Raw genomic sequence first — 15638 nt, forward strand, 5'->3', positions numbered from 1 at the left:
TACCTTTTGGTACATAAATTGTTTGCAATTTAAGTAATTGCTGATAATTCATGATTTTAATTTGATGATTAAAAGGTCAACCCTCCACCTGTAACAAAATTTGAACATTCATTCACCAGAAAAGATACTTACCTTGGAGACTAGCATGTGCTTTAAATTTGCATTATTTGCCAGCATCCTGATAATGGCCAATAACAGTTTGGCGGATAACACCATACAAGATCTGCAATGGCTACAAGGCTGTTGGCAACCTGTTGGTGCCGAAACTGGCTCGGAAGAACACTGGCTGACACCAGCAGGTGGTTCTATGCTGGGTGTGGGGCGCACTGTGCGTAAATCCAAAACCATCGCATGGGAATTCATGCGCATACAAGAAAATGGAGATAGCCTGGTTTTTACCGCCATCCCCTCAGGTAAACCAGAGGCCAGTTTTCAATTGTTGTCACTGAATAAGCAGAGAGTGGTTTTTGAAAATCCCAGACCTGAATTCCCACAGCGCGTCATCTATCAATTGAATGCAGATGGCAGTTTGCTCGGACGCATAGAAGGCCAGATGAAAGATCAGGAAAAGGGAATCGATTTCCCTATGCAAAGGATTAGCTGCAATCAGCAGTAATGAATTGTTTTTCCAGCACCCAATAAAAAAACCGCATCAAGCGGTTTTTTTATTGGGCATCACAGTCTGAAAACGTTCATTACAGACCAGTATTTTTTGCAATATAAGCTTTCATCGCATTCACATCGACAGCCATGACTTCAAATCGCTGTGGTAGCGCTTCTATATTTTCAAAGCCAGCCGGGCGCTCAGCATCACGACCCAATGCCTCTTTGATGGTTTCATTGAACTTGGCCGGTAAGGCTGTTTCCAGCACAACCATAGGAACACCTTCTTGCAAGTGCTCAAATGCGACTTTAATGCCATCCGCAGTATGCGTATCGATGGTGATGTTAAATTCTTTCTCTACCTGGCGTATGGTTTGCAAGCGGTCTGCATGAACAGATTTGCCTGACACAAAACCAAACTTGGCAATCTTATTAAATTCATCGCCATCGCTACCTGGCTTTCCCGATAAATCAAAGCCACCTTCGGTTTCAACTTTCTTGAACAGAGCCGCAACGCGGGCAGCATCCCTGTCCAGCAAGTCATAGATAAAACGCTCAAAATTCGACGCCTTGGATATATCCATCGATGGACTGGTGGTGTGCCAGGTTTCTGCTGATTTGCGTACGCGATAAACGCCGGTGCGGAAAAATTCATCCAACACATCATTTTCATTGGTCGCCACAACCAGCTTATCGATAGGCAAACCCATCATGCGGGCAATATGACCGGCGCAGATATTACCGAAATTACCAGATGGCACTGTGAATGAGACTTTTTGCTCATTGCTGGTCGTCGCACTCAGGTAACCGCGGAAGTAATACACTACCTGAGCAACCACACGTGCCCAGTTAATCGAATTGACCGTACCTATTTTTTGGCGATTTTTGAATTCCAGGTCATTTGACACAGCCTTGACCATGTCCTGGCAATCATCAAACACGCCTTCGACAGCGATATTGAAAATATTCGGGTCTTGCAGACTGAACATCTGGGCGGTCTGGAAGGCACTCATTTTCTTATGCGGGGACAGCATGAAAACCCGTATGCCCTTCTTGCCGCGCATTGCATATTCAGCAGCGCTGCCAGTGTCACCAGAAGTGGCTCCAAAGATATTCAACTCTGCATCATTCTTGGCCAGGGCATATTCAAACAAGTTACCCAGCAATTGCATGGCCATATCCTTGAATGCCAGGGTTGGGCCATTCGACAAGGCTTGCAAAACCAGCTTGTGGCCATCCTTGTCTTGCAATATACGCAAGGGTGTAATTTGCGCAGCAGATTCATCACTGCGTGCGTTTTTGTAGACATCTGACGTATAAGTTTTGTCTACTAGCGCCCTTAAATCGGCCTCTGGAATATCTGTGGCAAATTTTTTCAAGACTTCAAATGCCAGCCCGGCGTAAGACAGCTTGCGCCATGCATCAAGCTCAACGTCAGTTATCTGAGGGTAAGTTGTAGGCAGATAAAGGCCACCGTCGGGGGCCAGGCCACCTAAGAGTATCTCCGAGAAATTTTGTGCTGCGGTATGCCCGCGTGTTGAAGCGTATTGCATAAGTCGACAGGATGAGGGAAATTGATTGGAAGGATAAAACGAATATTCTTCCTATTATAACTTTCTTACAGGCTTAAAACCTCTGTAAATTTGGTGAAAATCCAATTTCATCCCTGCTTCATTCGGCCTGCATTCTTTCAGGATGGGTATAGACCACGTAACCATGCTGTCTCACAAAGCCTATCAGGCAAATGCCCGCCTGCTCCGCAAGTTCGATGGCAAGTGCCGTCGGAGCCGATAACGCAGCCAATATGGCAATATTGGCTCGTGCCGCCTTTTGCACCAGCTCATAACTAAGCCTGCTACTCATGAGAACGAAACCTTCGTCCGACGATTTAGGTTTTACTTTTGGAGTTGCCAAAACACCAAGCAATTTATCCAGGGCATTATGCCGACCTACGTCTTCGCGCAACACCAGGATTTCCCCTTGCATATCAACCCAGGCCGCAGCATGAACGGCACCGGTATGCAAATTAATGGCTTGCAAGGAACTCAGGCTGCCCAGTGCTCTAAGCAAACTAGCGCGTGACAATTGCTGAACGGGCCCGGTCTTGATCGCCGGTAGATGCATTTGCAAAGCCTGTAGACTATCTTTGCCACACAAGCCACAACCTGTATTGCCTGCAAGATGACGGCGACGCCCTTTCAATGCAGCAAACCTCGCTGCCGATATCTGCACATGAACTTCTATGCCCTGCACTTCTGGATTTTGCTGGCATTCCATGTCATAGATTTCACTAACATCACCGACTATGGCTTCAGACAAACTGAAACCAAGCGCAAAGTCTTCCAGATCCAGGGGAGTTGCCAGCATGACTGCATGTGAAATGCCGTTATAGACCAGCGCAACCGGTACTTCCTGTGCAATCTGGTCCATCAAGTCCTCGGCGACATGATTGGAGAATGCATGTCTTTGCACCTTGCGACTTACAACGCCCGCCAGCGTCGCAGACTCACCATCAGACTTGCCCGTCGTCGCTTCGCAAACCCTTCGCCCTTCTTTAGTCAGACTGAGCAAACTACGTTCACCGTCCTGCTGCAGATGAACCCACCCTGCCCCCTTGTGCTGGCCGATAGATTCTTCACCAAGATAAGCAATGCAGCGCAGCAAGGTACTTTGCCGCACCCTTAGCCGTTTGCACAGACGTGGCAATGATAAAGCTTCTGTATGCTGAGCGAGTTCAGCCATCAGGGCATGACTGAGTTTATCCTGCGAATAATTAAGCGATTCCATTAAGACCTGCATTAAACCTGCACTTGATGCGCGTGGATGATCACAGGTATAGATTTGGATGTGGGCGTACGTGCGTGATCAGCAAAACTTGATAAAGGTACCAGACCATTCGTCTCGGGGAAGTAGGCTGCCAGGCAACCCTGGGGAATATTGTAGGCCACCAGCATGAAGCGCTTTGCCTGCCGCTTTACACCGTCGTCACACAGGCTTTCCATATCTACCCAGTCACCCGCCTGCATGCCCAGAGCACTGATATCTTCCTGACCTATGAAAAGCACGCGACGTTCACCGAATACACCACGGTAACGGTCATTCATGCCATAGATAGTCGTATTATATTGATCATGCGAACGCATGGTGGCCAGATTGAAAACGGGCGACTGCCTATTCCTGCGCGCCTGATGGATAGGCAAATCAACCGGGACAGCATGAGTATTGAAATTAGCTTTGTTGGTTGCCGTTACCCATAGCCTTTCAGCGGCAGTATTACGCAAATGAAAGCCACCCGGCACTTTGACGCGCGCATTAAAATCAGCAAAATCATCAAACACAGCGGCAATTTTGTCACGTATGCGGCTATAGTCAGCCAGTAACCAGGCCCACGGTGTTTTGCTACGGTCTTTCAGGGTAGCTTGCGCCAGACGCGCAAGTATGGCCACTTCAGACAGCAAATTTGCAGAAGCTGGCGGATTGATGCCAGATGACAGATGCACCATGCTCATGGAATCCTCCACGGTCACTGCCTGTGGCCCAGTCTCTTGAATATCTATTTCAGTACGGCCAAGACAAGGCAGGATGATCGCCTCATGACCGCAAATCAAGTGGCTGCGGTTGAGCTTGGTAGTCACATGCACTGTCAATGCACAGTTTTTCAGGGCCTTGTGGGTGACTTCTGTATCTGGTGTCGCAGTAGCAAAATTCCCACCCATGCCAAAAAATACTTTACCGCCTTCCTTCAACATCGCCTCAATAGCGCCCACGGTATCGTGACCATGTTTTTGTGGCGGCGTAAAATCAAAAACCTGCCCTAAGCGCTCAAGGAACGCCTGCTTCGGCTTTTCTATGATACCCATAGTGCGGTCGCCTTGCACATTACTATGGCCCCGCACAGGGCAAGGTCCCGCACCAGGACGACCGATATTGCCACGCAAAAGCAAAAGATTAACGATCATCTGTATGGTTGCCACAGAATGCTTGTGCTGGGTGATACCCATGCCCCAGCAGGCGATGACCTTACCAGCGCCCATATAAGTATCTGCCGCGCGTTGTATCTGCGCCCGGTCCAGGCCAGATTCTCTGACAATGACATCCCATGATTCTGCCAGCGCCTCGGCAGCAAACTGTTCAAAATTAGCGGTATGTTCAGAGATAAACTCTACATCGATAATTCTGTGCCGCCCTTCAGCTTGCGCCAGTTGATCTGCTTCCAGCACACATTTGATCATGCCTTTGACTGTTGCCAGATCCCCGCCAATTTTCAACTGAAAATAATCGGATGAAATAGTCGAAGACTGGTCTGTCAGCATATCCAGCGCATTTTGCGGGTTCTGGAATTTTTCCAGACCGCGCTCACGCAAGGGATTGAAAGAGACAATGGCAGCGCCACGCTTGGCGGCAGAACGCAACTCCCCCAACATACGCGGGTGATTGGTGCCAGGATTTTGACCGAAAATCAAAATCGCGTCCGCAATCTGGAAGTCAGACAGCAATACTGTGCCCTTACCCACACCTATCGCTTCACGCATGGCAAAGCCAGAAGGCTCATGACACATGTTTGAACAATCAGGAAAATTATTGGTGCCAAATTCACGTACAAATAACTGATACAGGAAAGCAGCCTCATTACTGGTACGGCCTGAGGTATAGAAAATCGCATCGTCAGGTGTTGGCAAGGCATTCAGACGAGCCGCAATCAACTCAAAAGCCTGATCCCAACTGATGATTTTATATTTGTCACTGGCGCGGTCATATTGCATGGGCTGGGTCAAACGCCCCTGCGCTTCCAACCAGTGATCAGACTTCTCTGCCAATTCACTCACTGTCAAACTGGCGATCAGTTCTGGGGTGGCGCGGCGTGCTGTCGATTCAGCCGCCACTGCCTTGGCACCATTTTCACAAAATTCAAAGGTCGATGTGTGATCGGCATCTGGCCACGCGCAGCCCGGGCAATCAAAGCCATCTGGTTGATTGGCGGACAACAGGGTCAACGCCCCTTTGCCAGGAATCCCTTGCTCTATGATTTGCTGGGCAACACTTTTCAATGCACCCCAGCCACCTGCTGGCCGATTATAGACTTTGATTGTTTCGTTCTTACTCATACTGCTTAATCTCCACACTACCAAGGCTTGATACGACCAACATTATTGCAGCCAAATGGCAAAATATTATGTGGCGAACAAGTTTTCAATCCAAATGTTACCAGAATCCATGCTTCAGCATAGCTGTTGAGCGTTATCGATGGATCACTACCAGCAAAGCCTTGGCCTCGGTCTTACCCAAGTTGCGTATAGCATGATTCTTGTCGGCGTTATAACGTGCGGTTGCACCCAGCTTCAACTTTTTGCATACACCATCGACTTCCACCTCAACACTGCCATGCAGCAATGTCAGATGCTCGGATGCTCCGGGGTCATGGGAATTCGACACCAGTGCGCCGCCAGGTGCCAGCGTCAGCTCATACCATTCATATTTACCTGCCAGCTCCATAGGGCCAAGTATGCGCAGGATATAGCCTGCATGCTCACCCGGCAAAGTAGGTGTTTCGTGTGACTCCAGTACCCGTATCGCGTCTGGCTTGGGTAATTCTGATGACAATAGCTCCGCGATACTGACGCCCAAGGCATTTGCCAATCGCCATGCAACGGCTATAGTGGGATTAGCCTTTTCTCTTTCTATTTGGGACAGCATGGACTTTGAAACGCCAGCGGTACGCGACAAATCTTCCAGCGTCAGGCCACGTTCCAGACGCATTTTTTGCAAAGTCGCGCCCACTTCCGGCGGCGTATTGGATAAAACTTTTTTCATAGAGACTCTTGCATGAGTAAAAAAGCTAGCTTAATATTCGATATATCGAACTTTAGTTCCAGATATTGAATTATTCAAATATTTTAGAAAATTCCAACAATAGTGTAACAGTGCGATTGATACGCAAGCATGAAATTGCCAGTAATTAAGCAATAATTATCTGAAAACAAGCTATCCGCACAGCAACACAACAGTAAACAATAATCAGGGGACATCATGAGCCAGAACACTTCCAGGGCAAACTTCATCGGCAATTTAGCTGGCAATCTGGACAATTTGCGCGAACAAGGTCTGTACAAGCCAGAACGCGTGATTGCCTCCCGTCAGGGTTCTGAAGTCACTTGCGATGATGGCCGCAAGCTCATCAATCTGTGCGCCAACAATTACCTGGGCTTGTCTGGTGATGAATCCATGGTACAGGCATCCATCGCGGCGACTGAGCAATATGGGTACGGTCTATCCTCTGTACGCTTTATCTGCGGCACACAAACTGTGCACAAACAACTCGAAAAAGCATTGTCGAGCTTTCTCGGCACAGAAGATTGCATCCTGTACGCAGCCGCATTTGATGCCAATGGCGGCGTATTTGAGCCCTTGTTTGATGAAAATGACGCTATCATCTCTGATGCGCTGAATCATGCCTCCATCATTGATGGCATACGCCTGTGCAAGGCTGCACGTTTCCGTTATACCCATAACGACATGGCCGACCTGGAAAAACAATTGATTGCCGCTGCCGACAAGCGTCACCGCATCATCGTGACTGATGGCGTGTTCTCCATGGATGGCACGATCGCCCAGCTCGACAAGATCTGTGACCTGGCTGACAAATATGATGCACTGGTCATGATCGATGAATGCCACGCATCCGGCTTTATGGGCGCAACTGGTCGCGGCACACATGAGCATCACAATGTGCTGGGTCGCATTGATATCATTACCGGTACTTTGGGTAAGGCGCTGGGTGGTGCCATGGGTGGCTTCACAGCGGCACGCAAGGAAGTGATAGATACCTTGCGTCAAAAGTCCCGGCCTTACCTGTTTTCGAATACTCTCGCGCCTTCCATAGCGGGTGCCTCGCTATCTGTTTTGGAACGTCTGTCCAGTTCCACCGAACTACGTGACCGCCTGCATGCGAATACTGCGCATTTCCGCGGTGAAATTGAGTCTTTGGGCTTTACCATCAAGCCTGGCACCCATCCTGTCGTGCCCGTCATGCTGTTTGATGCGCCAGTTGCGCAAAAATTTGCTGCACGCCTGTATGAGCTTGGCGTATTAGTGACAGGCTTCTTTTACCCAGTGGTGCCGATGGGCCAAGCCCGCGTGCGTGTGCAATTGTCTGCCGCACATACGACTGAACAATTAAATACTGCCCTGGCTGCATTTGCTCAGGCTGGCCGCGAATTAAACATCATTAAGTAAGGACAAACATGGAACGAATATTAGTGATCGGTGCCAATGGCCAGATCGGCAGCGAGTTGGTAGAAGCGCTGGCAAACCAGCATGGTGCCGATAATGTCATCGCCGCCGACATCAGGCCAGGGAGCCTGTATGGCGCAAAAATTTACGAAGTCATTGACGTATTGAATACCGAAAGACTGGCGCAAGTCGTGGCTCAATACGACATTACCCAGGTCTACCAACTGGCAGCCATGCTGTCAGCCACTGGTGAGCAAGCACCATTGAAGGCCTGGACCTTGAACATGGATGGCCTGCTCAACATCCTTGAACTGGCGCGTACCCGCAATGAAGCTGGCAAACCCCTGAAAGTATTCTGGCCCTCATCGATTGCTGCATTCGGCCCGAACACGCCACCAGTCAATACACCGCAATACACAGTGATGGACCCAAGCACCATCTATGGCATCAGCAAGCTGGCAGGCGAACGACTGTGCGAATATTACTTCCAGAAATATGGGGTTGATGTCCGCAGCATACGCTACCCAGGCATCATCAGCTACAAGTCTCCTCCAGGCGGCGGCACTACGGACTATTCGATTGCAATCTTCCATTCAGCTCTGCGTGGCGAAACCTACGAATGCTTCCTGGAGTCAGAAACCAGCTTGCCCATGATCTACATGCCAGATGCCATACGCGCCACCATTTCATTAATGGATGCGCCAGCGGCCAAACTTTCTATACGTTCTTCTTACAATGTTGCCGGTTTAAGCTTTAATCCACGGGAATTAGCGTTTGCAATCAAACAAAATTTGCCTGCATTTGACATACACTACGCGCCTGACAGCCGTCAGGCAATCGCCGCATCCTGGCCACAGAGTTTGGATGACACAGTGGCGCGAGCAGACTGGGGCTGGCAAGCACAAGTAGGCCTGCAACAACTGGTGGAAGACATGCTAAAGAATATTCGTGTCGATCAAAAGGAGTTGAAGGAGTTGAACCAGGCCGCATAAATAATTATCAGAGACTAGTAAAAAGAGGTGAATTGATGGACATGCGTGTATTCGAATTATTTAAAATAGGCGTGGGTCCGTCCAGTTCCCATACGGTAGGACCCATGCTTGCCGCACGCCGTTTTTTACTAGAATCCGCCGATCTTTACAAAGCTGTCAAAATACAGGTTGCTTTATATGGTTCTCTTGCCCTGACAGGTCACGGTCACGCGACCGACAAAGCAACCTTGCTGGGTCTGATGGGTGAAACCCCACAGGACGTGGTACCTGAAAGCGTAGATGAAAAACTCGCCAACTTGGCGACGTCAGGGAAATTGAATTTATTGGGTGAATACCCCATCAAGTTCGATGTCGCTACAGATATCCTGTGGTTCAAGCAAGAAGTGTTGCCCGGCCACCCAAATGGCATGAAGTTCATACTGACCCGCAATGACGGCAGCAGTTTTGAAAAAGTTTATTACTCTACTGGTGGTGGCTTCATCTATTCAGCAGACGAACTGGCGAATACGAATAAAACTGAAAGCGCCGACAAAAAACCTCTTCCCTATCCTTTTGCGACCATGGCTGAACTATTGGCCCATGGCAAACGTACTGGCTTATCCATCACGGATATGCTGCGCGCCAATGAAAATGTGTATTGCACCGATGAAGAGCTGGATGCCGGCCTGGATAAAATCTGGGCGGTAATGAAGGGTTGCATTTCACGCGGCTTGCAAATGTCCGGCGAATTACCCGGTGGTTTACATGTCAAACGCCGTGCCGCCAAACTGTGGCGCGCGGCCAATGAAACTGCCGACGTATTGCCACATGATGGCTTGCACCGTGTCAGCCTGTATGCCATGGCAGTCAATGAAGAAAATGCCGCTGGTGGCCGTGTTGTCACTGCCCCTACCAATGGCGCAGCTGGCATTATCCCGGCAGTGCTGCGCTATTACGCCGAAGACTGCAAACCCAGCCACCCGGAACAAGGCATACGCAATTTCATGCTGGCAGCGTCTGCCATAGGCATGCTATGCAAAACCAATGCATCCATTTCTGGGGCTGAAATTGGTTGCCAGGGCGAAGTTGGCGTAGCGTGCGCCATGGCTGCAGCGGGACTGACTGCTGCTTTGGGCGGCACTAATGAGCAAATCGAATCAGCCGCTGAAATTGGTATAGAACATCACCTGGGCATGACTTGTGACCCTATTGGTGGCTTGGTACAAATCCCCTGCATAGAACGCAATGGCATGGGCGCGGTCAAGGCGATTACTGCCGCTTCGCTGTCATTGCGCAGCGATGGCACACACCATGTGAGCCTGGATGACGTGATAGAAACTATGCGCGCAACTGGCTTTGACATGCAGGCTAAATACAAGGAAACCTCATTGGGTGGCCTGGCGGTGCATGTGGTTACCGTCAATTACGCAGCCTGCTGATATCTCAAATTTAAATGAAGCACTGCAATAGTGCTTCATTCCCTAGCCTTAGCTCCAAAACTGTAACGCACGCCCAGCCATATCATGCGTGGCGCACTGGGAGTGTAGAAACTCGTCCCCTTGGCGTCAGAATTGCTGTAACCGCCATTGGCGGTGATCGCATAAGGGCCAAGCTGTCCAGCCGTGTAATAAGGCTGATCAAACAGGTTGCTGACATTGACAGAGAATTTCCATTGCGGGTTTGGCCTGTAGCTCGCGGACACGTTGACGACTGCATACCCCTGAATATTACCCGACCCAAAATTTGTCAGACCATCAGGTGCATGGGCATTGTTTTCATTGCCCCGTACAAAACTCTTGCCCACTCCCAACACTTCAATGCTGGCTGAAGTTTGCGCATTGAACTCATAATTTGCATGGACTTTAAAAATTTGTTGGGGAATCAGCGGTATCAAGTCACCAGGCTTAACGCTGATATTGCCACTGGCATTTGCCAGGCCGTTATTTTGCGAACCCAGGATATCCGCACTCTGGTAGCTTGCTTTCAACCAGGTATAGTTCAATCCATAGCTAAAATTATCCTGACTGCTTGCAATACCTGCCTCAAAGCCCTGCCGCCTGGTTTGTCCAAAGTTCTTGAAATAACCAGTTGCAGCAGAATTGGCCACGAACAGGATGTCATCTTCGTTTGTTCCCCTGAAAACACCTGCGTTCCATACCATCTTGCCAGGCAATTTACCACGCAGGCCAGCTTCCCAGGTTTTGGAAATCACCTGCTTTAATGCCGGATCACCCGCCATGGAATTTGGCAAGCGGCAGCCAAAGTCAGGGTCAGCGCAGCCCAACTCTATGGAAGTTGGTGCCCTGCTGCTCTCGCTGTAAGCTGCATAGATATTCAAAGCAGGATTTGCTACATAACTGACACCAACAGCGGGATTAAAACGCCTGAAAACATGATCCCCATCCAGAGAACTGCGCTGAGCACCCCTGGTAGTGGCGTTGTTATAGGGGTAGAGTCGGTCAGTATTTTTAAGGCTGCTATTATTGTAACGGGCTGACAACGTCAGATGCCAGGCGTCTGACAACGTCAGAGTGTCGCTGCCAAACAAACTCCAGGCTCTTGTTTGCCCATCCAGATTGACGCGCTGGTCAAAAGCATTTTCAGAATTTTGTGTGCCGTCTGCATAAGCATTGACAGCAGTGATGCTGCGATCAGGGTTCAGGTAGCCAAACTGGCTGGCCTGATTAAAGCTGGCGCGACTGGCATCATAAGCTGCACCAACAACCATCTGGTTACTATATCCAGGCGCTTTGCTCAGTGAACTCAATTGCGCACTGAAGCCATAATTTTGCTGGCGGGTGCTGGTATTGGTAATAATGCCTGTGCATTTTTCGTTAGGCTCAGTATTCGTACCAGCCTGGGCAATACAGCGCAGGCTTGGGAAAGAAAAATGAGGACTTGTCCTGCTGTTACTGCTTTCAATCACCGGGTTATAGCCATGCGCCAGCAACCAGTTCTTATCCGCTGCTTGTCCGGTGTAATACAGAGACTCACCCAGAGCTTCCTCATTCAGATCACCATTTGTCGTGGCAGTATGGGTATTACGGTAGTAGGCATTTCCGGATAATTGCAAGGTGCCACCAAGATTGGTTCTGGCTTCCAGGTTGATGAAACTGGCCCGGTTTTTTGTCACATCTGGCAGCGTGAATACGCTGGAATAGCGACTGTAGCGATTGTCCAGCAACTGCTGCTCCTGAGATCCATTACCTGTCATCTCGCTGCTAGCCCATGCATAGCCAAGTTTGAGTTCGCTTTTGCTGTCATGCCAGCCCAGCTTGCCAAAGAATTGCCTGAGCCTGGATGGGGATGCATCCCGCCAGCCATCTTCCTGATAATTATTGGCAGTAAAGTACCAGTCCAGACCTTGCTGATTTGCCCCACCATGCTCAATACTGGCATTGCGACGTGCATAAGAACCTGCGCCTAATTCCAGAGAAGTTCCAGCATCGTGCAGGCCGTCTTTGGTTTGCAGCGATAATGCACCTCCAAGTGTATTGAGGCCGAATAAAGGGTTTGATCCCGACATCAGCGTCACGGAAGAAATAGCAGATTTTGGAATCAAATCCCACATCACCACATCCCCAAATGGCTGGTTCAGACGTACGCCATCCAGATAAACCGATAATCCTTGCGGGGTACCCAATAGGGGCGATGCCGTGTAGCCGCGGTAGTTTACGTCATTCATGAAGGGATTGCCCTGCACGTCATTGACATGCACGCTGCCCAGATAGCGATTGAAGAAGTCAGAAATATTCAGCGCCCCACTCTTCTCCATGTCTTTACTATTTGCAATCTGCACAGCAGTCGGGATCTGCTCCTTGTTCAAACCTGTGCCAGGCAAGACGGTGATGCCTATGATTTCTACCGGAGGACTGATGATAGTTTCAGTAGCAGCGCTGGCCTGATCAGCGAGGCTGGAAAGAGATAGGGCAAAAACACAAAACAAGGGTTTGGGGAAAGGCAAATAATCCATAGCTTCACACATTTGCTATTTTCACAATTTAATTATATATAATACAATAAATGTGGAATAGACAAAAAATATCACCCCAAGTGTGGCCTCAGGGTGACATTTGAAAATATGGACAAATCATAAGTAACTATTGATGGCAGCCCTACATCAGGGCTGCAAGGAAAACCCCTTTTGCCCTGCCTGCCAAAGCAGGAATGCCCAGTTATCTGCCTGCTCAGCCAGAGCATCCGCCTTCCACACATTAGCGAAATCAGTACGAAATAAAACAGGCCTGGACTTATTCACCGTTGCAGCCTGGAAGCGTGCGACGAATTTGCTGCTCATCCAAATTGGTGTATCGGCAACACCAAAACGTGCAGAGATCAAGGCGGCTGGATAAGGCTGGCCATCGCGCAAGCTAAGATAGGGATTGCCGTTTACAAGCTTGGCCTTGTCTGCCGCAGTCAATTTTTTAGATTTACCATTACCTGTCGACTCAGACTGCAAAGCTGCACTTTGTACCGCAGCAAATAATTCCGGACGATGGCTGATTGCTTGTGCCAGCCAGCGCTTACCCGGACTTGGCTCTTGCGTAACCAGTTTCCCGGAACTGGTATAGCCTTCACTCACCAGATAGTCAGCTGCTGCAAGAAACTCATCAAGCCCATCATTAGCGCTTCTTTGTTTGATATTCTCGTTTGCAGGAACATAGACTATCGCCATCACGGCATCCTGCTCCAGCCAGGCCAGGCGCAAGGCATCGAACTTCGCCAGCTTCGACAAACCCGTACCAGTTTCCATGGTCAGCAATAAAGGATGTTTGCCATCAAGTTCCATACCTTGTGGATAGAAGAGCGTCAGTGCAATTTGTTTATTAGTGCCTGGCTTGGAGATGCTCAGGTTTTTACTGGCAATGCGATGAAAGCCAACTTGCGGCGAACGGAAAACTTCTACATTCCTGATTTGCCCTCCTGCCAAAGCGCGATAAGACAAGGGGGCGGCATTTGCCGCTTCCAATACAAACAACGCACCCTCTGTTTCTGCATCCGCGTTCAATTCACTGATACGACCAGAATAAGGCAAAGTCAGCTCTTCTTTTTTACTGCCATCCAATTCAGTCTTGATGAGCTTACTGTAGCCAGCCTCGGCAGCATGAATATATAGCGCATTTTTTGCGACCACCATATTCAGCAATTCATCGCTACTGGCCGGTACTACTTCTTTGGCTGCACTCAATTGCGGTGTTTTTAAATCCAGCTTCAGGATTGCTCCTGCACTTTTCTTCTTTGCCGATAAGAGGTAGATCTGCTCGCCTGCCAGCCAGGCATTTCTGAGTTTATCTGTAGGTGATGCCAATTTTTGCCAGGCAGTTGCAGCGCCCTTTAGCTGATCTTGCTTGATAAGATACAAACTTCGATCCTGACTCTGTCCGTGTTGAACCTCGGCCAACAGGTAAGCAGAATTTTGATTACTTTTAATTACTACCGCATCAGTGGCGGTAAACCGCCGGCTTTTGCTGACACCAGGGCCTATGAGAGGCAAATCTGTTTCCAGCTTGCTTCCCAGTACATGTTGCCAGACTGCGCCACGGTCGGCACTAATTTTGGCGGGTGCCTTGCGATAATAAATCGCAGTCGAGTCAGGCTTCCAGGTTACCTCATTGCTGTCCGGGGCTATTGCATCCAGATTATCCTTCAGCATGCTAGCGTCGCTGGTTTTGATAATGCGCAGGCTATGCCGCTGGCGCCCTGTGTTCACAATATCAACAGCCACATGACTGCCATCGAGAGATGGGGTAAAAAAGCCCAGGCTCTGTCCAGGCTCGGTTAGTAATAACAAACGCTCAGCATTGGTAGCAGCATTGCGCATAAATAGTTGTTGTCGGTTATCAGCCGTTGTGCGGGCAAAAAACTGCATGCCACGTACCTCGATCAGCCTACCAGTGCCAAACTCGGTAGCTTGCAAGACTTTGAGTCGCTTCAGCAAGCCATCGCGCCCAGTGATGCGGGCCAGCACAGTATTACTAAAGTCCGTCTGCTTTTTCATCCAGGAACGGACTTGCGTGTCGCTTAATGACTCCAGGAAGCGATACGGGTCAGTCAGCGCTGAGGTTTGCCCTGTCACCGCCTGCCTGGGTAATGCGGGGTAATCACCCCAAGCCTGCAACTGGGCATGCGCCAGCGCAGGCACAATGCCAAGTACTGCCAATAGTTGTTTTATGTTCTGTTTTGCTGGCATGCTGATTCCAAGTCCTGGTTTCCTGACAGGGCTACAGTATCTCTCACACCTGCGGAAAATTGCAAAAATCACCTGATTTTTTTAATGCAGTCCTCACTGCTCATGTTTCAATTCTTGAATTTCATCCCTTACTTTCTGCATTTCATCGCAAACGCATGGCAGACAGGGAGCAGCTTGCTTAAAGTGCTCACATTGCAAGAACAAATGAAAACCAGGGAGAAAAAAATGAATATCATTAAGAAAAGCAATTTAACACTCTTAACCATTTGCGTATTTGCTGCTACCATAGTGCCAGTGGCTACATATATTAATAAACTTGCTGCAAAAACAAGTGTCCCCACAGTCACAATAACAGCGCAAAGACTGACAGAAGAACAAAAGATCGCTTTTGATATCGAACAGACTGGCAATACGATGCAAACCGTCTTCATTGCGGCTAAACGCCTCAGCGCAGAAGAAAAATTCGCTCTTGACCAGCTCGACAGACAGACTCAACAGGCAAAAGTGCGCGTACACAAGAAACCGCAATTGCTTGTTTAAGCCCTGCTATCCAAAAGATGCACTTTTGCAAAAATTAACATAACGCTCATCAACCACATACTGCATATTCACTATGCGGTTTCGTTTTGTAGTGATGAATGATA

The 15638-nt window shown here is 49.1% G+C and carries 11 protein-coding genes; 5 read left to right on the forward strand and 6 right to left on the reverse strand.

The window, feature by feature from the left end; all coding sequences use genetic code 11:
- Window positions 1–145 precede the first annotated feature (145 nt).
- Window positions 146–616, forward strand: a complete 471-nt coding sequence (locus UNDYM_RS13455; RefSeq protein ID WP_162041490.1) for a DUF6265 family protein — start codon at window positions 146–148, stop codon at window positions 614–616.
- Window positions 617–695: 79 nt separating this feature from the next.
- On the opposite strand, the gene thrC is transcribed toward UNDYM_RS13455, so the two are convergent.
- From thrC to UNDYM_RS13475, 4 genes are all read right to left on the reverse strand, one after another.
- A complete protein-coding gene (gene thrC, locus UNDYM_RS13460; protein ID WP_162041491.1) occupies window positions 696–2156 on the reverse strand; it encodes a threonine synthase in 1461 nt (486 codons plus the stop codon).
- Between the two features lie 118 nt (window positions 2157–2274).
- Entirely contained in the window at window positions 2275–3390 is a 1116-nt protein-coding gene (gene fdhD, locus UNDYM_RS13465; RefSeq protein WP_174244941.1) for a formate dehydrogenase accessory sulfurtransferase FdhD, read from the reverse strand.
- An 11-nt stretch (window positions 3391–3401) separates the two neighbouring features.
- Window positions 3402–5708 carry an FdhF/YdeP family oxidoreductase gene (locus tag UNDYM_RS13470; protein WP_162041492.1) on the reverse strand — a complete coding sequence of 769 codons (2307 nt, stop codon included), beginning with the start codon at window positions 5706–5708 and terminating at the stop codon, window positions 3402–3404.
- A 133-nt stretch (window positions 5709–5841) separates the two neighbouring features.
- Entirely contained in the window at window positions 5842–6414 is a 573-nt protein-coding gene (locus UNDYM_RS13475; protein ID WP_162041493.1) for a helix-turn-helix domain-containing protein, read from the reverse strand.
- Window positions 6415–6630: 216 nt separating this feature from the next.
- Between UNDYM_RS13475 and kbl the strand changes: the two genes are divergently transcribed.
- From kbl to UNDYM_RS13490, 3 genes are read left to right on the forward strand one after another with little or no spacing between them, the layout of a single operon-like run.
- Window positions 6631–7836, forward strand: a complete 1206-nt coding sequence (gene kbl, locus UNDYM_RS13480; RefSeq protein ID WP_162041494.1) for a glycine C-acetyltransferase — start codon at window positions 6631–6633, stop codon at window positions 7834–7836.
- Window positions 7837–7844: 8 nt separating this feature from the next.
- Window positions 7845–8825 (forward strand): NAD-dependent epimerase/dehydratase family protein, encoded by a 981-nt coding sequence (locus UNDYM_RS13485; protein ID WP_162041495.1) that lies wholly within the window; start codon window positions 7845–7847, stop codon window positions 8823–8825.
- A gap of 35 nt (window positions 8826–8860) precedes the next feature.
- Window positions 8861–10243 carry an L-serine ammonia-lyase gene (locus UNDYM_RS13490; RefSeq protein WP_162041496.1) on the forward strand — a complete coding sequence of 461 codons (1383 nt, stop codon included), beginning with the start codon at window positions 8861–8863 and terminating at the stop codon, window positions 10241–10243.
- Between the two features lie 35 nt (window positions 10244–10278).
- Here UNDYM_RS13490 and UNDYM_RS13495 read toward each other — a convergent pair whose 3' ends face one another.
- Window positions 10279–12789 carry a TonB-dependent receptor gene (locus tag UNDYM_RS13495; RefSeq protein ID WP_232064064.1) on the reverse strand — a complete coding sequence of 837 codons (2511 nt, stop codon included), beginning with the start codon at window positions 12787–12789 and terminating at the stop codon, window positions 10279–10281.
- Window positions 12790–12924: 135 nt separating this feature from the next.
- Window positions 12925–14994 carry a hypothetical protein gene (locus UNDYM_RS13500; RefSeq protein WP_162041497.1) on the reverse strand — a complete coding sequence of 690 codons (2070 nt, stop codon included), beginning with the start codon at window positions 14992–14994 and terminating at the stop codon, window positions 12925–12927.
- Between the two features lie 225 nt (window positions 14995–15219).
- Between UNDYM_RS13500 and UNDYM_RS13505 the strand changes: the two genes are divergently transcribed.
- A complete protein-coding gene (locus UNDYM_RS13505) occupies window positions 15220–15534 on the forward strand; it encodes a hypothetical protein (RefSeq protein WP_162041498.1) in 315 nt (104 codons plus the stop codon).
- Window positions 15535–15638: the final 104 nt, after the last annotated feature.

The sequence above is a fragment of the Undibacterium sp. YM2 genome (assembly GCF_009937975.1).
Taxonomy (GTDB): Bacteria; Pseudomonadota; Gammaproteobacteria; order Burkholderiales; family Burkholderiaceae_D; genus Undibacterium.

What these genes read in the sequence shown, in the direction of transcription:
- UNDYM_RS13455 (WP_162041490.1), top strand. Translation starts at nt 146, where the DNA reads ATGTGCTTTAAATTTGCATTATTTGCCAGCATCCTGATAATGGCCAAT.
- thrC (WP_162041491.1), bottom strand. Translation starts at nt 2,156, where the DNA reads ATGCAATACGCTTCAACACGCGGGCATACCGCAGCACAAAATTTCTCG.
- fdhD (WP_174244941.1), bottom strand. Translation starts at nt 3,390, where the DNA reads ATGGAATCGCTTAATTATTCGCAGGATAAACTCAGTCATGCCCTGATG.
- UNDYM_RS13470 (WP_162041492.1), bottom strand. Translation starts at nt 5,708, where the DNA reads ATGAGTAAGAACGAAACAATCAAAGTCTATAATCGGCCAGCAGGTGGC.
- UNDYM_RS13475 (WP_162041493.1), bottom strand. Translation starts at nt 6,414, where the DNA reads ATGAAAAAAGTTTTATCCAATACGCCGCCGGAAGTGGGCGCGACTTTG.
- kbl (WP_162041494.1), top strand. Translation starts at nt 6,631, where the DNA reads ATGAGCCAGAACACTTCCAGGGCAAACTTCATCGGCAATTTAGCTGGC.
- UNDYM_RS13485 (WP_162041495.1), top strand. Translation starts at nt 7,845, where the DNA reads ATGGAACGAATATTAGTGATCGGTGCCAATGGCCAGATCGGCAGCGAG.
- UNDYM_RS13490 (WP_162041496.1), top strand. Translation starts at nt 8,861, where the DNA reads ATGGACATGCGTGTATTCGAATTATTTAAAATAGGCGTGGGTCCGTCC.
- UNDYM_RS13495 (WP_232064064.1), bottom strand. Translation starts at nt 12,789, where the DNA reads ATGTGTGAAGCTATGGATTATTTGCCTTTCCCCAAACCCTTGTTTTGT.
- UNDYM_RS13500 (WP_162041497.1), bottom strand. Translation starts at nt 14,994, where the DNA reads ATGCCAGCAAAACAGAACATAAAACAACTATTGGCAGTACTTGGCATT.
- UNDYM_RS13505 (WP_162041498.1), top strand. Translation starts at nt 15,220, where the DNA reads ATGAATATCATTAAGAAAAGCAATTTAACACTCTTAACCATTTGCGTA.